Origin of the sequence: Mycobacterium sp. SMC-15 (assembly GCF_045310925.1) — a bacterium.
Classification (GTDB): domain Bacteria; phylum Actinomycetota; class Actinomycetes; order Mycobacteriales; family Mycobacteriaceae; genus Mycobacterium.
Genome location: NZ_JBJIAJ010000001.1, coordinates 33,710 through 51,511, shown reverse-complemented (window position 1 = coordinate 51,511; position 17,802 = coordinate 33,710). Strand labels below are relative to the sequence as shown.

The 17,802-nt window shown below is 68.1% G+C and carries 16 protein-coding genes; 6 read left to right on the top strand and 10 right to left on the bottom strand.

Annotated elements, in window-relative coordinates; all coding sequences use genetic code 11:
* Positions 1–54 precede the first annotated feature (54 nt).
* From ACJH71_RS00250 to ACJH71_RS00210, 9 genes are read right to left on the bottom strand one after another with little or no spacing between them, the layout of a single operon-like run.
* A complete protein-coding gene (locus tag ACJH71_RS00250; RefSeq protein ID WP_406756051.1) occupies positions 55–1,242 on the bottom strand; it encodes a serine hydrolase domain-containing protein in 1,188 nt (395 codons plus the stop codon).
* Positions 1,239–2,699 carry a biotin carboxylase gene (locus ACJH71_RS00245; protein ID WP_406756050.1) on the bottom strand — a complete coding sequence of 487 codons (1,461 nt, stop codon included), beginning with the start codon at positions 2,697–2,699 and terminating at the stop codon, positions 1,239–1,241. The genes ACJH71_RS00250 and ACJH71_RS00245 overlap by 4 nt, the downstream gene beginning before the upstream one ends.
* A 55-nt stretch (positions 2,700–2,754) precedes the next feature.
* Positions 2,755–3,357, bottom strand: a complete 603-nt coding sequence (locus ACJH71_RS00240) for a DUF1707 domain-containing protein (RefSeq protein ID WP_406756049.1) — start codon at positions 3,355–3,357, stop codon at positions 2,755–2,757.
* Positions 3,358–3,413: 56 nt separating this feature from the next.
* Positions 3,414–4,193 (bottom strand): enoyl-CoA hydratase family protein, encoded by a 780-nt coding sequence (locus tag ACJH71_RS00235; protein WP_406756048.1) that lies wholly within the window; start codon positions 4,191–4,193, stop codon positions 3,414–3,416.
* A 10-nt stretch (positions 4,194–4,203) separates the two neighbouring features.
* Positions 4,204–5,382 (bottom strand): acyl-CoA dehydrogenase family protein, encoded by a 1,179-nt coding sequence (locus ACJH71_RS00230; protein ID WP_406756047.1) that lies wholly within the window; start codon positions 5,380–5,382, stop codon positions 4,204–4,206.
* Complete coding sequence (locus ACJH71_RS00225; protein WP_406756046.1) at positions 5,379–7,370, bottom strand: acetyl/propionyl/methylcrotonyl-CoA carboxylase subunit alpha; 1,992 nt, start codon at positions 7,368–7,370, stop codon at positions 5,379–5,381. The genes ACJH71_RS00230 and ACJH71_RS00225 overlap by 4 nt, the downstream gene beginning before the upstream one ends.
* A gap of 40 nt (positions 7,371–7,410) precedes the next feature.
* The gene (locus ACJH71_RS00220; RefSeq protein WP_406756045.1) at positions 7,411–9,006 is read right to left on the bottom strand and encodes an acyl-CoA carboxylase subunit beta; all 1,596 of its coding nucleotides are present in this window, start codon (positions 9,004–9,006) and stop codon (positions 7,411–7,413) included.
* A complete protein-coding gene (locus ACJH71_RS00215) occupies positions 9,003–10,151 on the bottom strand; it encodes an acyl-CoA dehydrogenase family protein (protein ID WP_406756044.1) in 1,149 nt (382 codons plus the stop codon). The genes ACJH71_RS00220 and ACJH71_RS00215 overlap by 4 nt, the downstream gene beginning before the upstream one ends.
* Complete coding sequence (locus ACJH71_RS00210) at positions 10,148–11,863, bottom strand: acyclic terpene utilization AtuA family protein (protein ID WP_406756043.1); 1,716 nt, start codon at positions 11,861–11,863, stop codon at positions 10,148–10,150. The genes ACJH71_RS00215 and ACJH71_RS00210 overlap by 4 nt, the downstream gene beginning before the upstream one ends.
* A 214-nt stretch (positions 11,864–12,077) precedes the next feature.
* On the opposite strand from ACJH71_RS00210, the gene rpmF reads away from it, so the two are divergent.
* The 6 genes from rpmF (at position 12,078) to ACJH71_RS00180 (ending at position 17,140) form a co-directional block, all read left to right on the top strand.
* Positions 12,078–12,251: a 50S ribosomal protein L32 gene (rpmF, locus tag ACJH71_RS00205; protein ID WP_024442852.1), complete on the top strand. Its 174-nt coding sequence runs from the start codon at positions 12,078–12,080 to the stop codon at positions 12,249–12,251.
* A gap of 64 nt (positions 12,252–12,315) precedes the next feature.
* Positions 12,316–13,008 (top strand): response regulator transcription factor, encoded by a 693-nt coding sequence (locus tag ACJH71_RS00200; protein ID WP_024442851.1) that lies wholly within the window; start codon positions 12,316–12,318, stop codon positions 13,006–13,008.
* Complete coding sequence (locus ACJH71_RS00195) at positions 13,008–14,459, top strand: ATP-binding protein (protein WP_406756042.1); 1,452 nt, start codon at positions 13,008–13,010, stop codon at positions 14,457–14,459. Before ACJH71_RS00200 ends, ACJH71_RS00195 begins: the two co-directional genes overlap by 1 nt.
* A 55-nt stretch (positions 14,460–14,514) precedes the next feature.
* A complete protein-coding gene (locus ACJH71_RS00190) occupies positions 14,515–15,942 on the top strand; it encodes a S1C family serine protease (RefSeq protein WP_406756041.1) in 1,428 nt (475 codons plus the stop codon).
* Positions 15,943–15,988: 46 nt separating this feature from the next.
* Positions 15,989–16,483: a molybdenum cofactor biosynthesis protein B gene (locus ACJH71_RS00185; protein ID WP_406756040.1), complete on the top strand. Its 495-nt coding sequence runs from the start codon at positions 15,989–15,991 to the stop codon at positions 16,481–16,483.
* 231 nt (positions 16,484–16,714) lie between these two features.
* Complete coding sequence (locus ACJH71_RS00180; protein ID WP_406756039.1) at positions 16,715–17,140, top strand: MscL family protein; 426 nt, start codon at positions 16,715–16,717, stop codon at positions 17,138–17,140.
* 7 nt (positions 17,141–17,147) lie between these two features.
* Here ACJH71_RS00180 and ACJH71_RS00175 read toward each other — a convergent pair whose 3' ends face one another.
* The gene (locus ACJH71_RS00175) at positions 17,148–17,798 is read right to left on the bottom strand and encodes an SAF domain-containing protein (protein ID WP_406756038.1); all 651 of its coding nucleotides are present in this window, start codon (positions 17,796–17,798) and stop codon (positions 17,148–17,150) included.
* Positions 17,799–17,802 lie beyond the last annotated feature (4 nt).

Sequence of the window (17,802 nt, the reverse complement as noted above, 5' to 3'; positions counted from 1 at the left end):
GCGATGGCCCGCTGCGCCCGGCTTCGCCGCGCTTGCGACCACCGCTAGGCCGCCTCACCCCGCGAGGCTCTGTGTGATCGCATCGAAGGCACGCAGGGTGTCGGCCAGCATCCGCGAGTCCGCCGCGTAGGACTGGGTGGACACCTTGGCGCCGACCACCTCCGCGGCGCGGTCGACGTAGATCATCTGACCGCACATGCCTTGGCACAGCACCACATTGCTGCCCGGGTACGGCAGCCAGACCTGATTGCGGTACATCCCGCCGGGCATTCCGGTTTCGTCGGGGCTGGCGGCGAACGCCTGGCGTGAATCGGGACCGCCGTCGAGTGTGTCGGCGATCCACGCCGGCGGGACTACCTGCCGGCCGGTCAACGAGACGCCGTCGCGTAAGAACAGTGACCCGAACCGGATCAGGTCGGTGAGGCAGGCGCTGATGCCCCCGTCGAAAAATCCAGTGCCGACCGGGTCCACGCCTATGGTGGCGTCACATTGGGCACCGATGCGGCGCCACAGCAGTTCCGACATCAGCTCGGGCATCCGCTGACCGCCGGCGACCTCGCAGATCCAGCCCAGTACATCGGTTTCGCACGACCGGTATCGGAACGGGCCGCCGTGCGCCGATATCTGCCGCAACGTCAGCAGGAAGTCGCGCAGCGTGGCCGGACCGTCCTCGCTGGCCCTGGGCGCCCACCCGACTGCCTCGTCGAGGGCGTGTATCTCCGCGGTCGGATGCAGGTAGTTGTCCGAGAAGGCGATACCCGACCTCATGTCCAGCAGGTGGCGCACCGTTGCGCCGGCGTAGCCGCAGTCCGCCAGGGCGGGCACGTACGTGGTGACCGGGGCGTCGAGGGCGATCGCCCCGGCCCCGTGCAGCGCGCCGACCACGGCGGCCACCATCGACTTGCTCACCGAGAACAGCAAGTGCCGGATGTGTGCTTCCAGAGCGCCGACGTACTCCTCGGCCACCAGCGTGCCGCGGTGCGCGACGGCCCACCCATCGGTCGCGGTGACGGCCATGATCGCGCCGACAGTGGTCGGGGCCCCGTCGGAGGCGGTCACCGGGACCGTGGCCAGCTCAGCGCGGGACGCGGGCAACGCCGCGACGGGCCCGGTCCCGCGCGCAATCACCGCGGTCGGCACGAAGTCTTCGACGTGCTGAAACGACCACTGCGAATAGGGCTCGGACAGCCAGTTGTCCAGGGAGATCCCGGCCGGGCGGCGACCGGGCGCGACGTCGCTCACGCTCGCGCGACGAGCCGGGAGACGATCGGTGTGGCCGGTGTCAGGGGTGTTGAGACGAATTTCGCTCTCATGCCGTTGACCCAGCGCTGGCAGCGTTCGGTTAGTCGGTAATCGGTGGTCTGCAGGTGTCCGCGGGTGACGAGTACGCCGAGTTGGGCGCCTTCGGAACGCAAGTCGCCGGGCGCGGCGACGCGCATGTAGAACGCTTCGGACCCGTCGAGCAAGGTGGCCCAGTCGTTGGCGGACCGCGCAAAGGACACCCGACCGTCGTCGTCGATGCGCCACACCCCGGTGCGTGGCGTCGCGGTGAAGAGCTCGACTTCCGGCGAGGTCTCGTTGATGATCACCTGGCCCCAGACCTCGTCCTCGCCATAGCCACGCTCCCAGCGCGCGTTGATCTCGTCGATGTCGAGCGCATACTCCACGTCCATGTACTCGAGCAGATGGAAGAGGAACAGGGGCATGTCTGCGTAAGCCTCGGTGGTCAGGTTCGTCATCGGGCTGGCGCCGGACAGTCGCGGGTTGACCTCGCCGAGGTAGAGCTCGTCGGAATCCAGGTCGTGCAGCAGGTCCACTTCGAAATAGCCGCGGTAGCCCTCCCGGCTCAGGATGTCGCCCAGCTTTCGCACCATTTCTCGGGCGGCGTGCGTCTGGTCCGGCGGGAGCACTTCGCGCCAGATGTCGTTGCCGCACCAGGCGCCGGGATTGGGGGTCAGCTCCGAATAACCGACCAGACTGGTCATCGCGGGGCCGATCACGGTTCCGTGGCGAGTCACCGCACCTTCGATGCACACCTCGACATTGCGGATCCGCTTCATGACTTTGAATTCCTGCTCCGCGGTCAGCGCACCGGCGTGCTGGTCCCAGTCGGCCTGACCGCGCACAAAGAACGTTCCGCTACCCGCGTTGCCGTAGGGGATGGAGATGACGAGGTCATCTCCCAATCCGGCATCCCGCGCGAGCGTCAGCAGTTCTTCGTAGGAGCCGGCTCGACCCATCACGTGCGGCACACTCGGCACGCCCGCCGCGTCGGCCAGGCGCGTCATGACGGTCTTGGAGCCCAGGCGATTGCGCACCGCCACCGCGGGGTGCATGACTTCCAGACCGGCCTGCCGCGCGAGCGTTTGCGTTTCCTCCTCCATCATCACGAAGCAGGCTTTGCCACCGGGGCCCCGGCCCGCGATGAACTCAAGTGTCTCGGGATCGGACAAGAGGTGGTTGCACACGTCTCCCATGGAGTCGAAGTCGATGCGGTCGCGCCGCCGCGGCACGAACACCCGTGAATGGGTGCCTTCGAAGGAGTCGAAGTAGGTCAGGTAGAAGAAGTTTCGAACCCAGCGGTCGATACCCAACAGGTTGAACGGGGTCGGCGAGATGAAGTACAGCGGCGCGGTATTGGTGTGGAAGAACGCGCGCACGTCGGAGATGCCGTTCAGACAGCGGCGGGGCGCTTCCATGCCCAAAAGTGTGCGCCTGCGCTAGCGAACCTGTCGAGGCCGACGTGCAGGGGTGTCAGCTGCGATGTTTGCGGCTCTTGCGCCGGATGCCGACGCCGCCCCACAGCGAGAAACCGCGCACCTTGACCGTCGGTGCACCGGGGGTGCCGGTGCCCTCGACACGCTGGTCGAAGCCGCCCATCACGCCGTAACCGTGGATGTCGACGTTGACCTCGGGCGGCAGCAGGATGGTCTGCCCGCCCATGATGGAGTAGGCGTTGATCTCCACGTCCGGTGAGGTGAAGTCGGCGTAGCGCAGATCGATGACGCCGCCGCCCCACAGGGAGAACGTGGTCAGCCGCTTGGGCACGTTCCATCGGCCGCGTCGCTCGAAAGAACTCATGATGGCCAGCAGCAACGTGGAGGGCGCGGGTTTGCAGTCACCACCGCGGTGCGGGCACACCGAGGAGCCTGGCAGGTCGGCACGCAGACCGTCGAGCTCGTCGTAGGTCTGTGCCGCGTAGGCCTTGGCGAGCCGGGCTTCGTACTCGCTCATCGGCAGTTGACCCTGCGCGACGGCGTCGCCGAGCACCTGCGCCAACTGGATCCGGTCGGTGTCAGCGGCGCGCGACGTGGTGGCGTTGCTGTCGTCGTGACTACGCCGGGTTGAGTTCCTCATCGGATACGTAGCCTACGACTAACCGCGTTCGCCGCAAGCGGGGTTACCCAAAGTAGTTACTCTGCCCAGCTCGGGGGACGTTTCTGCAGGAAGGCCAGCATCCCTTCGCGGGCCTCGTCGGAGACGAACATCCGCGCCGACGCCACGCTGAGCGGCTCGGCGTCCCGATCGAACCCGGCCAGCACCGCCGCGGTGGTCAGGGCCTTGGAGGCCGCCAACCCCTGCGGTGACCCGAGCCGCAGATTGGCGACCAGGTCCGCGACGGCCGCGCCGACGTCCTCGGCTGCCAGGGTGATCAGCCCGATCGCCGCGGCTTCGGCTGCGCCGAACTTCTCGCCGGTCAGGTAGTAGCGGGCCGCGGCCCTCGGCGACAGCTTGGGCAGCAGCGTCAGCGAGATGATCGACGGAGCCACCCCGATGCGGGCCTCGGTCAGGGCGAAGGTGCTGGCCGGCCCGGCGACCGCGAGGTCGCAGGCGCCGACCAGCCCCATGCCGCCGGCCCGTACGTGGCCGTTGACCGCCGCGATCACCGGCCGCGGTGACTCGACGATCGCGCGCAGCAGGGCCGCCATTTCGCGGGCCCGGTCCGCGGCGAGCTCGCCGGGATCACCCCCGGACGCTTCGCTGAGGTCCGCGCCGGCACAGAACGTGCCGCCGGTGTGCCCGAGCACCACCACCCGCACGTTCGGGTCGGCCGCCGCGTCGCGCAGCCCGGCGTGCAGCTGAGCGACCAGCTTCGACGACAGCGCGTTGCGGTTGTGCGGTGAGTCCAGGGTCAGCCGGGCCGAACCGTCGCCGGTGTCTTCCGGCCCGGTGTAGGAGACCAGCGTGTCCATCAGTACGGCCTCAGTAGCTTCGAGGCAGGCCCAGCGAGGTCTGCGCGACGAAGTTGAGGATCATCTCCCGGCTCACCGGTGCGATCCGCGCCAGCCGGGACGAGGTGACCGCCGCGGCGATGCCGTACTCCTTGGTCAGGCCGTTGCCGCCGAGCGACTGCACCGCCTGGTCGACCGCCCGCGTCGACGCCTCGCCGGCGGCGTACTTGGCCATGTTGGCCGCCTCGGCAGCACCGAAGTCGTCGCCGGCGTCATAGAGCGTCGCCGCCTTCTGCATCATCAGCTTGGCCAGCTGGATCTCGATGTGGTTGGCCGCCAGCGGATGCGACAGACCCTGGTGCGCGCCGATCGGGGTCTTCCACACCTGGCGGGTGGTGACGTAGTCGACGGCCTTGCCGATCGCGAAGCGGCCCATGCCGACCGCGCTGGCCGCGCCCATGATGCGCTCGGGGTTCAGGCCCGCGAACAGCTGCGCGATGGCGGCGTCCTCGGAGCCCACCAGCGCGTCCGCCGGCAGCCGCACGTCGTCGAGGAACACCTGGAACTGGCGCTCGGGGCTGACCAGCTCCATCTCGATCGGCGTCCAGCTCAGTCCGGGGGTGTCGGTGGGCACCACGAACAGCGCGGGCCGCAGGTTGCCGGTCTTGGCGTCTTCGCTGCGGCCGACCACCAGCACGGCCTGCGCCTGGTCGACGCCGGAGATGAAGGTCTTCTGGCCCTTGAGGATCCAGTCGGAGCCGTCGCGGCGCGCGGTGGTGGTGATCTTGTGCGAGTTCGATCCGGCATCGGGCTCGGTGATGGCGAACGCCATGGTCAGCGAGCCGTCGGCGATACCGGGGATCCACCGCTTCTTCTGCTCGTCGGTGCCGAACTTGGAGATGATGGTGCCGTTGATGGCCGGTGAGACGACCATCATCAGCAGCGCGCAGCCGTTCGCCGACATCTCCTCCATGACCAGCGACAGCTCGTACATGCCGGCGCCGCCGCCGCCGTACTCCTCGGGCAGGTTGACGCCGATGAAGCCGAGTTTGCCTGCCTCGTTCCACAATTCGTCGGTGTGCTCGCCGGCGCGGGCCTTCTCCAGGTAGTAGTCCTGGCCATAGTTGCGGGCCATCGCTGCGACCGACTCGCGCAGTGCGCGTCGTTCGTCGCTTTCGATGAAGCTGGTGTCGCTCTTGGAATCGGTCACAGTGGATCTCCTTCTGCTTCGGATGCTGTTTCGGATTGTTCGACACGGGCCAGCACGGCGCCGACCTCTACCTGGTCGCCCGGCTTGACGTCGAGTTCAGTGAGCACGCCGTCGGACGGCGCGCTGATGGTGTGTTCCATCTTCATGGCTTCCAGCCAGATCAGTGGCTGGCCGGCGCTCACCTGGTCACCGACCGCCGCGCCCAGCCGGATCACGTTGCCGGGCATGGGCGCCAGTAGCGATCCCTGCGCGACCGCCGACTCGGGATCTCCGAATCGAGGCAACGCCACCAGGTGGACACCGCCGGCGGGGGAGTCGATGTAGACATCCGAGCCGTAGCGGGCGACGGTGAACGTGCGGGCGACGCCGGCCGGATCGGCCAGCACCACTTCATCTGGAGCCGACGAAACCAGGGTGACTTCGGCGCCGTTGACGATCAACCCCGTTCGGGTGAAACGGTATTCGATCCGGTGTTCGGTGCCTGCGTCGTCGAGGTAGCCCTTGGACTGGAAACCCGAGGCCAAGTTGCGCCAACCGCCGGGGATGGAGCCGAACACCTCCGCGGTGGCCCGATTGTGTGCGGCGTCGGCCAGGGCGGCCGCGATCGCGCTGGCCTGCACTGTGGCGGCGTCGGCCAGCGGCGCCGACAGTTCCGCCAGACCGTGGGTGTCGAAGAACGCCGTGTCGGTGGCCCCGTCCAGGAAGGCCGGATGGCGCAGCACGTTGACCAGTAGGTCGCGGTTGGTGCGCAGGCCGTGCAGCCGGGTTCGCGCCAGCGCGCCGGCCAACACGGTCGCGGCCTGCCGGCGGGTCGGTGCGTAGCTGATCACCTTGGCCAGCATCGGGTCGTAGTGAATGGAGACCGTCGATCCGCCGACGATGCCGGAGTCCAGTCGGACGCCGGTGCGCCGGGACAGCGTCTCGAACTGTGCCGTCACGCCCGGGATGTCGAGGGCGTGCACGAGCCCGGCCTGCGGCTGCCAGCCGTGGGCGGGGTCTTCGGCGTAGAGGCGAACCTCGATCGAATGTCCCTGCGCGGCCGGCGGCTCGGCGTCCAGCCGGGCACCGTCCGCCACCGCGATCTGCAGTTCGACCAGGTCGACACCGGTGGTCTCCTCGGTGACCGGGTGCTCGACCTGCAGCCGGGTGTTCATCTCCAGGAAGTAGAACTCGCCGCGGGAGTCGGCCAAGAACTCCACGGTGCCCGCGCCGGTATAGCCGATCGCGCTGGCCGCCAGCCGGGCGGCCTCGAACAGCTTGGCTCGCATTCCGGGGGTGCGTTCCACCAACGGCGACGGCGCCTCTTCGATGACCTTCTGGTGGCGGCGCTGAATCGAGCATTCCCGCTCACCGACCGCCCACACCGTGCCGTGCTGATCGGCCATCACCTGCACTTCGATGTGGTGCCCGGTCGGCAGGTAGCGCTCGCAGAACACCGTCGGGTCGCCGAATGCCGAAGCGGCTTCGCGCTGGGCGGCCTCGACTTCGCCTGCCAGGGCCGACAATTCGTTGACCACCCGCATGCCGCGGCCACCGCCGCCCGCGGAGGCCTTCACCAGCACCGGCAGTTGAGCGGCGGTGACGGTCGCCGGGTCGAGTTCTTCGAGAACCGGCACGCCCGCCGCGGCCATCATCTTCTTGGACTCGATCTTGGAGCCCATCGAGGTCACCGCGGCCACCGGCGGCCCGATCCAGGTCAGACCGGCGGCCTGCACGGCGGCGGCGAAGTCGGCGTTCTCGGAAAGGAATCCGTAGCCGGGGTGGATGGCGTCGGCGTCGGCGGCCCGCGCCGCGGCGATGATCGCCTCGGCGGACAGGTAGCTGGTGGTCTCCGGCAGGCGGACCTTCGCGTCGGCTTCGGCGACGTGCGGCATGCCCGCGTCGGGGTCGGTGTAGACCGCGACCGTGCCCAGGCCCAGCCGACGGCAGGTGGCGAAGACCCGTCGGGCGATCTCGCCGCGGTTGGCCACCAGAACAGTGCTGATCATTGACTCTGCCTTCTGCTCTTCGTGCAAGCGCTCATCGCGCTCACATCCGGAAGACGCCGAAGTTCGACGTCCCCTCGACCGGGCCACTGGCAATGGCGGACAAACACATGCCCAATACCGTGCGGGTGTCGCGCGGGTCGATCACCCCGTCGTCGTAGAGCATCCCCGACAGGACGAGCGGCAGCGACTCGGCTTCGATCTGCCCTTCGACCATGGCGCGCATGGCGGCATCGGCCGCCTCGTCGACCTGCTGCCCGCGGGCCTCGGTGGCCGCCCGGTTCACGATCGACAGCACGCCTGCGAGCTGTGCTCCGCCCATCACCGAGGATTTGGCCGACGGCCAGGCGAACAGAAAGCGGGGATCGTAGGCGCGCCCACACATGCCGTAGTGCCCGGCGCCATAGGAGGCGCCGAGCAGCAGCGAGATGTGCGGCACCGTCGAATTGGACACGGCGTTGATCATCATCGAGCCGTGCTTGATCATCCCGCCCTCTTCGTAGTCCTTGCCCACCATGTAGCCGGTGGTGTTGTGCAGGAACAACAGTGGGGTGTTGGAGCGGTTGGCCAACTGGATGAACTGGGTGGCCTTCTGGGATTCTTCGCTGAACAGCACTCCCCGCGCATTGGCCAGGATGCCGATCGGATATCCGTGTAGCCGTGCCCAACCCGTCACCAAGGATGACCCGTAGAGCGGCTTGAACTCATCGAAGTCGGAGCCGTCGACGATCCGGGCGATCACCTCGCGCGGGTCGAACGGGACGCGCAGGTCCGCGGGCACGATGCCGATCAGCTCTTCGGAGTCGAACAGCGGCTCGGTCACCGTCTTGGGCCTCGGGCCCTGCTTGACCCAGTTCAGCCGTGCCACGATCCGTCGACCGATCCGCACCGCGTCAAGCTCATCGTTGGCGAGGTAATCGCCCAACCCCGAAGTGCGCGAGTGCATCTCGGCGCCGCCGAGTGACTCGTCGTCGGACTCCTCGCCGGTGGCCATCTTCACCAGCGGTGGCCCGGCCAAAAATACCTTGGAACGTTCTTTGATCATCACCACGTGATCGGACATGCCGGGCACATAGGCCCCGCCCGCGGTGGAGTTGCCGAAAACCAGCGCGATGGTCGGGATGCCGGCGGCCGACAGCCGAGTCAGATCGCGGAACATCTGGCCGCCGGGGATGAAGACTTCCTTCTGGGTGGGCAGGTCCGCTCCGCCGGATTCCACCAGGGAGATCACCGGAAGCCGGTTCTCCAGGGCGATCTTGTTGGCCCGCAGGATCTTGCGCAGCGTCCAGGGGTTGGACGTGCCGCCCTTAACCGTCGGGTCGTTGGCGACGATCATGCACTCCACGCCTTCGACCGCGCCGATCCCGGTGACCAGGCTGGCCCCGACCTGGAAAGCGCTGCCCCAGGCGGCCAGCGGGCACAGCTCCAGGAACGGTGAGTCGGCGTCGATCAGCGTCTCGATGCGCTCCCGGGCGGTGAGCTTGCCGCGGGAATGGTGGCGCTCGACGTACTTGGGTCCGCCGCCGGCGAGTGCTTTGGCGTGCTCGGCATCGATCTCGGCGAGCTTTTCGGTCAGCGCCGACGCCGCCTCGGTGTAGGCGGGGGAGTGGGGGTCCAGGGTGGACTTCAGGGCCGTCACGACTGGTATCCAAGCGTCTTGGCGGCCAGGGAGGTCAGGATTTCGGTGGTTCCACCGCCGATGCCGATGATGCGCATGTCCCGATACTGACGCTCCACCTCGGACTCGGCCATATAACCCATGCCGCCGAACAGCTGCACCGCTTGGTTGGCCACCCATTCACCGGCCTCCACCGCGGTGTTCTTGGCGAAACACACCTCCGGGATGAGGAAGGCTTCACCGGCCAGCTGCCGCTCGACGACGTGGCGGGTGTAGACCCGGGCCACATCGATGCGGCGGGCCATCTCGGCCAGGGTGTTTTGCACCGCCTGCCGCGAGATCAGTGGCCGGCCGAACGTCTCCCGGTCCCGGCACCAGGTCAGGGTCAGGTCCAGGCAACGCTGCGCGCTGGAATACGCCTGCGCTGCCAGCCCGACTCGCTCGGAGACGAAGGCCGACGCGATCTGGGCGAAGCCGGTGTTCTCGACACCGACCAGGTTGGCTACCGGCACCCGCGCGTCGGCGTAGGACAGCTCGGCGGTGTCCGAGGAGCGCCAGCCCATCTTCTCCAGCTTGCGACTCACCTCGAACCCCGGCGTGCCCTTCTCGACCACCAGCAGCGACACCCCGGCCGCTCCCGGCCCGCCGGTGCGCACCGCGGTGACGACATAGTCGCCGCGCACCGCGGAGGTGATGAAGGTCTTCGAGCCGTTGACCACGTAGTGGTCGCCGTCGAGGCGCGCTGTGGTGCGCAGGTGTCCGACATCGGAGCCGCCGCCGGGCTCGGTGATGGCCAGCGAACCGATCTTCTCGCCGGCCAGCGTGGGGCGAACGAACTCGTCGATCAGCCGAGCGTTGCCCGAGGCGATCATGTGCGGTACCGCGATGCCGCAGGTGAACAGGGAGGCGAACACCCCGCCCGGCGCCCCGGCCTGGTGCATCTCCTCGCAGACGATCACCGCGTCGGCGCCGTCGCCGCCACTGCCGCCGACCTCCTCGGGGAAGCCCGCACCCAACAAGCCGACCTCGGCGGCCTTGCGGTGCAGTTCGCGCGGCAGCTCGCCGGAGCGTTCCCACTCATCGACGTGCGGCAGGATCTCGCGCTCGACGAAGCCGCGCACGGTCTTGCGCAGCTCTTGGCGCTCGGCGGTGGTCCAGATACTCACAGTTCCCCTTCTGACAGCAGCTGCTCGGGTATCTCGAGGTGACGACTTCGCAGCCATTCGCCCAGCCCCTTGGCCTGCGGGTCGAACCGGGCCTGGTAGGCGACGCCCTGCCCGAGGATGCCCTCGATAACGAAGTTCACCGCGCGCAATTTCGGCAGCAGGTGACGGGTGACCGGCAACTCGGCGGTTTCGGGCAGCAGTTCGCGCAGCTTGTCCACGGTCAAGGTGTGGGCCAGCCAGCGCCACTGTTCGTCGGTGCGCACCCAGACTCCGACGTTGGCCGAGCCGCCCTTGTCGCCGCTGCGGGCGCCGGCGATCGTCCCCAGTGGCGCGCGGCGGCTTGGGCCGGCCGGCAGTGCCTCGGGCAGCTCCGGGTCGGCGGCCGCAGCGAGTTCCAGGGTCTGCGTGGCGGAGGGAATGTCCACCCGGGTGCCGTCGGCGTGCACGGCGACGTGCGGCACCTGGGCGGCATCGACATAGCCGGGGGTGAAGACCCCGTAGACCTGGCCGTCGCCGGGTGGGGCGGTGACACAGAACCCGGGGTAGCTGGCCAGTGCGAGTTCGATGCCGGCCGCGGAGAACTTGCGGCCGACGTTCGCCGGGTCCGGGTCGCGCACCACACAGTGCAGTAGGGCGCTGGCGGTTTCCTCGGTGTCGGCGTCGGGGTGGTCGGTGCGCGACAACGTCCAGTCCAGCTCGGCCGGCCGCACGGTCAGGGCCGCCTCGAGCTGCGTGCGCAGCAGCGCGGCTTTGGCCTCGATGTCCAGGCCGGTCAGCACGAAGGTGGTGGAGTTGCGGAACCCACCGATGCTGTTCAGCGACACCTTGTAGGTGGGTGGCGGCGCCTCACCGGTCACGCCCGAGATCCGCACCCGGTCCGGCCCGTCGGCGGCCAGCTCGATGCTGTCCATCCGCGCCGTGACGTCGGGGTTCGCGTAGCGCGCGCCGGTCACCTCGTAGAGCAGTTGCGCGGTCACGGTGTCCACGCTGACCAGCCCGCCCGTGCCGGCATGCTTGGTGATCACCGACGACCCGTCGGCGTGGATCTCGGCGAGCGGGAACCCGGGGTGCAGCAACTTCTCGGTGGGAATCTCGGTAAAGAAGGAGTAATTGCCGCCGCTGGCCTGGATTCCGCACTCGATGACGTGGCCGGCGACCACGGCCCCGGCGAGTTGGTCGTAGTCCGAGCGGCTCCAGCCGAAATGAGCGGCGGCGGGCCCGACGATCACCGATGCATCGGTGACGCGGCCGGTGATCACCACGTCGGCGCCGCCGGCCAGGCACTCGGCGATGCCCCAGGCGCCCAGGTAGGCGTTCGCCGTCAGCGGAGTGCCCAATCCCAGCTCGGCCACACGGGGGAGCAGGTCATCGCCTTCGACGTGGGCGACGCGGGCCGGAACGCCCAGGCGCTGCGCCAGCTCGCGCACCGCCTCGGCCAGGCCCGCCGGATTCAGCCCGCCGGCGTTGGCCACGATGCGAACGCCCTGGTCCAGGGCCAGTCCGAGGCATTGTTCGAGCTGGGTCAGGAAGGTCTTGGCGTAACCGCGTTCCGGGTGCTTCATCCGGTCGCGACCCAGGATCAGCATGGTCAGTTCGGCCAGGTAGTCGCCGGTGAGGTAGTCCAGCTCGCCGCCGGTGAGCATCTCGTGCATGGCGGCGTGGCGGTCGCCGTAGAACCCCGAGCAGTTGCCGATCCGAACGGCTGCTGTCATCCCCAAATCCCATCCCTCAACCAACCGGTAGGTTAGCCGGTACCGCCGGTGCCGCGTCAAGGCGTCGGTCCCAGCCTCGTCTCTCCTTCGTCGAGCCTCGCTGAACCGCCGTATTCGCTATTTTGGAGCCGACGCTGGTCACCGGCTATCCTTTCGGATAGTCCCGCCGCTGGTATCGAAGCGGCACTATGCCAACAACAGGAGAGGCTCGACCATGGCCGTGCCGAAACGCAGGATGTCGCGTGCGAACACTCGTAGTCGCCGCGCGCAGTGGAAGGCTGAGGCAACCGGCCTGGTCAACGTGACGGTCGCCGGCCGCGCGCACAAGGTGCCGCGTCGCCTCCTCAAAGCTGCACGCCTGGGCCTTATCGACCTCGACCGTCGCTAATTAGGCTCCGACACGACCTGCTCCTGACCCTCCAGATCGCCTTTCGGATGATTGGATAGCACCCATGGCTACCCGGGTACTGGTTGTTGATGACGATCGCGCTGTGCGCGAGTCGTTGCGCAGGTCTTTGTCGTTCAATGGTTACTCGGTCTCGCTGGCCACCGACGGCGTCGAGGCGCTCGAGGCAATCACCAGCGACCGTCCGGACGCGATGATCCTGGACGTCATGATGCCGCGGCTGGACGGACTGGAAGTCTGTCGTCAGCTGCGCAGCACCGGTGACGACCTGCCGATCTTGGTCTTGACGGCACGGGACTCGGTGTCCGAGCGGGTCGCCGGCCTGGATGCCGGCGCCGACGACTACCTGCCCAAGCCGTTCGCACTGGAGGAACTGCTGGCGCGGATGCGGGCGCTGCTGCGCCGCACCACCGCCGAGGACCTGTCCGAATCGGTGGCGATGTCGTTCGAAGACCTGACGTTGGACCCGGTGACCCGCGAGGTCACCCGGGGTGATCGCCAGATCAGCCTGACCCGCACCGAGTTCGCCCTGTTGGAGATGCTGATCGCCAACCCGCGTCGGGTGCTGACCCGCAGCCGGATCCTCGAGGAGGTGTGGGGCTTCGACTTCCCCACCTCGGGCAACGCGCTGGAGGTCTACATCGGGTACCTGCGTCGCAAGACTGAAGCCGAAGGTGAGCCGCGGCTGATCTACACCGTTCGCGGGGTGGGTTACGTGCTGCGCGAGACTCCTCCCTGATGCAATCGTTCCGCCGCCGACAGGGTGAAGAGGCGAAGAAGACATCCCTGTCACTGCGCTGGCGGGTGATGCTACTGGCGATGTCGATGGTGGCATTGGTGGTGGTGTTGATGGCGGTGGCCGTCTACGCCGTGATCTCGGCGGCGCTCTACAACGACATCGATAATCAGCTGCAGAGTCGTGCCGAGATGCTGATCGCCAGCGGCTCACTGGCCGCCGATCCGCGCAAAGCGATCGAGGGCACCGCCTACTCCGACGTCAACGCCATGCTGGTCAACCCGGGCCGGTCGATCTACACCGCCAACCAGCCCGGTCAGCGGTTGCCGGTCGGCCAGCAGGAGAAGGCCGTCATCCGCGGCGAGTTGTTCCTGTCGCGCCGCACCGCGTCCGGCCAGCGGGTCCTGGCCGTGCACCTGCCCAATGGCAGCACGCTGTTGATCTCCAAGAGCCTGGCGCCCACCCGGGCGGTGACGATGAAGCTGCGATGGGTGCTGCTGGTCGTCGGCGGGGTGGGTGTCGTGGTGGCCGCGGTGGCCGGCGGCATGGTCACCAGAACCGGGCTGAGACCGGTGGGCCGCCTGACCGAGGCGGCCGAACGGGTGGCGCGCACCGATGACCTGAGACCGATCCCGGTCTACGGCAGCGACGAGTTGGCCCGACTCACCGAGGCGTTCAACGCCATGTTGCGGGCCTTGGCCGAGTCGCGGGAGCGGCAGGCACGACTGGTCGCCGACGCCGGGCATGAGCTGAAGACCCCGTTGACGTCGCTGCGTACCAACGTCGAGCTGTTGATGGCGTCCGCGGCGCCGGGTGCCCCGCAGCTGCCGGAGGAGGAGATGGCCGAATTGCGTGCTGACGCAATCGGTCAGATCGAGGAATTGTCCACGCTGGTGGGCGATTTGGTGGACCTGACCCGCGACGATCAACGCGAGGTTGCCTACGAGCAGGTCGACATCACCGAGGTCGTCGACCGCAGTATGGAGCGGGTCCGGCGGCGCCGCAACGACATCGAGTTCGACATCCAGGTGGTGCCGTGGCACGTGTACGGCGATGCCGCGGGGCTGTCCCGCGCGGTGCTCAACCTGCTCGACAATGCCGCCAAGTGGAGTCCCGCGGGCGGCGTGGTGGGGCTGCGGATGCGGCAGCTCGACCCCACGCACGTGGAGATGATCGTGTCCGACGAGGGGCCCGGAATCCCGGAGAGCCAACGGGAATTGGTTTTCGAGCGTTTCTACCGATCGGACTCGGCGCGCGCGATGCCCGGATCCGGGCTGGGACTGGCGATCGTCAAACAGGTGGTGCTCAAACACGGTGGAAAGATCACCATCGGAGAGACCATGCCCGGGGGGACGCCGCCTGGGACTTCGTTCCGAATGGTGTTGCCCGGCGGTGCCACGTCGGCCGAGCAAATACCGGCCGGAGCAGTCACAGGCGCTTCTCAGTCCACGTAGGCATGGTGGTGAGGCAACGTCGCCGCAGTCGTGTCCCTAGGAGTAGGCAGCAAACATGACGAATTACCCCGGGTACCCCCCGCCGCCTCAGCAACCGGAACGGGCCAACCCGACCGGTGGGCCGGCGGCGGACCAACGCGGACAGTCCGGTTACCCGGGCCGGGCCGCGCAGGGTTCGTACCCGCCGCCCTACGACTGGCGTTACGCCCCTCAGCAGGGCCAGCAGCAGCACCAGCAGTCCGCGTACCGCTCCGCCTATGACGCCTCCTACGGCCGCCCCGGGATTCCGGTCGGTCCGGGCGGTCCCGGGGGGACACCGCCGAAGCGTTCTCGCACCGGAGGTTTGGTGCTCGGGGCGGTGGCGATCGCAGCGATGTCCGGTGTGATGGGCGGCGTGGTGGGCTCGGCGCTGCACTCCGATCACAAGCCGGTCGCCACCGGAAACCACTCGCCGAGCATCCAGGCGCCAGGTGTGCCGGCCGCGGTAAATCTGCCGGACGGCTCAGTGGAGAAGGTTGCGGCGAAAGTGGTGCCCAGCGTCGTCATGCTGGAGACCGATCTGGGCCGCCAGTCCGAGGAGGGCTCGGGCATCATCCTGTCGGCCGACGGCCTGATCCTGACCAACAACCATGTGGTGGCCGCCGCTGCCGCCAAGCCCGACCCGAGCACCAAGGTTGACCCGGGCAGCAAGCCCGATGGGGCTCCCAAGGGGGCCCCGAGGACCACGGTGACCTTCGCCGATGGCCGCACTGCGCCGTTCACTGTGGTGGGGACGGACCCGGCCAGCGATATCGCCGTGGTGCGCGTCCAGGGCGTTTCGGATCTGACCCCGATCACGATCGGCTCCTCTGCAGACCTGCGGGTGGGTCAGAACGTGGTGGCGGTCGGCTCGCCGCTCGGCCTGGAGGGCACGGTGACGACAGGGATCGTCAGCGCCCTCAACCGGCCCGTCTCGACCAGCGGGGAGGCGGGTAACCAGAACACGGTGCTCGATGCGATCCAGACCGACGCCGCCATCAACCCCGGAAACTCGGGCGGTGCGTTGGTCAACATGAACGGCGACCTGGTCGGGATCAACTCCGCGATCGCCACCATGGGCGGCGATTCCGCCGAAGCCCAGAGCGGCTCGATCGGCCTCGGCTTCGCGATACCGGTGGATCAGGCCAAACGGATCGCCGACGAACTGATCAACTCGCCGGATCACACGGCGTCGCACGCCTCCCTGGGGGTGCGCGTCACCAGCGAGCGCAGCCTGCACGGCGCCAAGGTGGTCGAGGTGGTGCCCGGTGAGGCGGCCGCGAAGGCCGGCTTACCCGAGGGCGCGACGGTGACGGCGTTCGACAAGCGTCCCATCGGCAGTGCCGACGCGCTGGTCGCCGCGGTGCGCTCCAAGGCGCCCGGCGACCAGGTAACGCTGACCTACTTGGATGCCGCTGGAGCGTCCAAGACCGCGCAGGTCACGCTGGGTAAAGCGCAGCAGTGACGGGTTGGTGACTCCGGTGTCGGAATCCGGATATACGGTTGCACCCATGGAGCAGTCCCGAGAACTCGCCGGCCGCGCACTCGTCGTCGTTGTTGACGACCGCACCGCCCACGGCGATGAGGACCACAGCGGCCCGTTGGTCGCTGAATTGTTGGCCGAGGGTGGATTCATGGTCGACGGCATAGTCGCCGTCGCCGCCGACGAGGTGGAGATCCGCAACGCGCTGAATACGGCGGTGATCGGCGGGGTCGACCTGGTCGTTTCGGTGGGCGGTACCGGGGTCACCCCGCGCGACGTCACACCCGAGGCCACCCTCGAGATCCTGGACCGCGAGATCCTCGGCATCGCCGAGGCACTGCGGGCGTCCGGATTGTCCGCCGGGATCGCCGACGGGGGGTTGTCGCGTGGTCTGGCCGGAGTCTCGGGCAGCACCCTGGTGGTCAACCTGGCCGGGTCCCGGGCGGCGGTCCGCGACGGGATGGCGACACTGAACCCGCTGGCCGCGGCGATTATCGGCCAACTGTCCAGCCTGGAGATCTAGGCGGCCATGCCCGGACTCGAAGAGCATCAGTCGTCCTCGGACGAACGCGACCCGGACGACGCCCGGGAAGCCGAGGAACGCGAGCGCTGGTTACGGGACAACATCCCGCCGCATCACGGTTGAGGTTCGACTTCTCGAAATCCCCCGTACGGACTCCGCAGCGGCTACTACGGTTCGCCGTAGGCGGCGTGGCGCCGCTTCGCAGTGCATCCGTACGGAAGGGGAATTGCGGTGCTCAAGGGGTTCAAGAATTTCCTGATGCGCGATGACGTCATCACCGTGGCCATCGGTCTGGTCGTGGCGCTGGCGTTTTCCAACCTGGTCGAAGCTTTCACCAAATCGGTGATCAACCCGCTGGTCTCGGCCACCCAGCCGAACACCGGCGGTCTCGGCCTGGGCTACCAGTTGGGGGAAGCCGGTAACGAGGCGACGTTCGTCGACCTGGGTGCATTCATCTCGGCGATCATCTACTTCATCGTGTTCATGGCGACTATCTACTTCTTCATCGTGTTGCCTTACAAGCACATTCAGAAGCGGCGCGGGAAGTCGGTGTTCGGCGACGACCCGCCGACCAAGGCCTGCCCGGAGTGCACGTCCGAGATCGCCGCTGAAGCGACCAAGTGCAAATTCTGCGCCAGCTCGCAGCCAGCCGCCTGAGGCCCGTTCAGCGCAGGGTGAGCGTGACGGCCTGACCCAGTGTGGCGCCGGCCACCGCCACCGCGGCGGTGGCCGGCAACGCCACCAGTACCACCCGATCGTCGTGATTGTGCTTGTCGGACACCAGCACCACGATCCCGCCACTGGCCAGCACCCGGGCGGTACCCGGCGGACCGGCGGCATCGTCGGGAGCGGCCGTCACGACGTCGACGACATCGCCGGGGCGCACCAGATCGATCAGGGCGGCGTCGGCCGGGTGCACTCCAACGATGCGCGCGTCGGTTCCGGCAGCGGCCTCGGTGAGCCGGCGACCCAACAGACGCACATCGGTGAGTATCTCGCCGCGGCGGGCCGGACCCGCCAGCGTGGACTGCACCACCGCCGCCGTATCTGTGGCGGCGCCGTCGGGAACTGTTTGGGCCGAACGGCTTTCGAGGGAAACATCGTTGATGGTCAGGGCGGTGCCGGGCGCGATATCGTGGCTTGCCACCACCACATCGAGCCGGTCGCCCTGCGGGTTGGAGCGGATCGTCGCGACGCCGGCCAGCACGACCAGTGCGGCTGCGGTCACTCGACGGGCGCGCACGGTGCGGGTCCAGTCCGGGCGCAGGGCCAGTGATATTCGGCTGATCAGTGTGGGATTGAGCGACTCGCCCATGGCC

Coding starts and splice junctions, on each gene's coding strand:
- ACJH71_RS00245 (WP_406756050.1), bottom strand. CDS start 2,699: ATGGAAGCGCCCCGCCGCTGTCTGAACGGCATCTCCGACGTGCGCGCG.
- ACJH71_RS00240 (WP_406756049.1), bottom strand. CDS start 3,357: ATGAGGAACTCAACCCGGCGTAGTCACGACGACAGCAACGCCACCACG.
- ACJH71_RS00235 (WP_406756048.1), bottom strand. CDS start 4,193: ATGGACACGCTGGTCTCCTACACCGGGCCGGAAGACACCGGCGACGGT.
- ACJH71_RS00225 (WP_406756046.1), bottom strand. CDS start 7,370: ATGATCAGCACTGTTCTGGTGGCCAACCGCGGCGAGATCGCCCGACGG.
- ACJH71_RS00210 (WP_406756043.1), bottom strand. CDS start 11,863: ATGACAGCAGCCGTTCGGATCGGCAACTGCTCGGGGTTCTACGGCGAC.
- rpmF (WP_024442852.1), top strand. CDS start 12,078: ATGGCCGTGCCGAAACGCAGGATGTCGCGTGCGAACACTCGTAGTCGC.
- ACJH71_RS00200 (WP_024442851.1), top strand. CDS start 12,316: ATGGCTACCCGGGTACTGGTTGTTGATGACGATCGCGCTGTGCGCGAG.
- ACJH71_RS00195 (WP_406756042.1), top strand. CDS start 13,008: ATGCAATCGTTCCGCCGCCGACAGGGTGAAGAGGCGAAGAAGACATCC.
- ACJH71_RS00190 (WP_406756041.1), top strand. CDS start 14,515: ATGACGAATTACCCCGGGTACCCCCCGCCGCCTCAGCAACCGGAACGG.
- ACJH71_RS00185 (WP_406756040.1), top strand. CDS start 15,989: ATGGAGCAGTCCCGAGAACTCGCCGGCCGCGCACTCGTCGTCGTTGTT.
- ACJH71_RS00175 (WP_406756038.1), bottom strand. CDS start 17,798: ATGGGCGAGTCGCTCAATCCCACACTGATCAGCCGAATATCACTGGCC.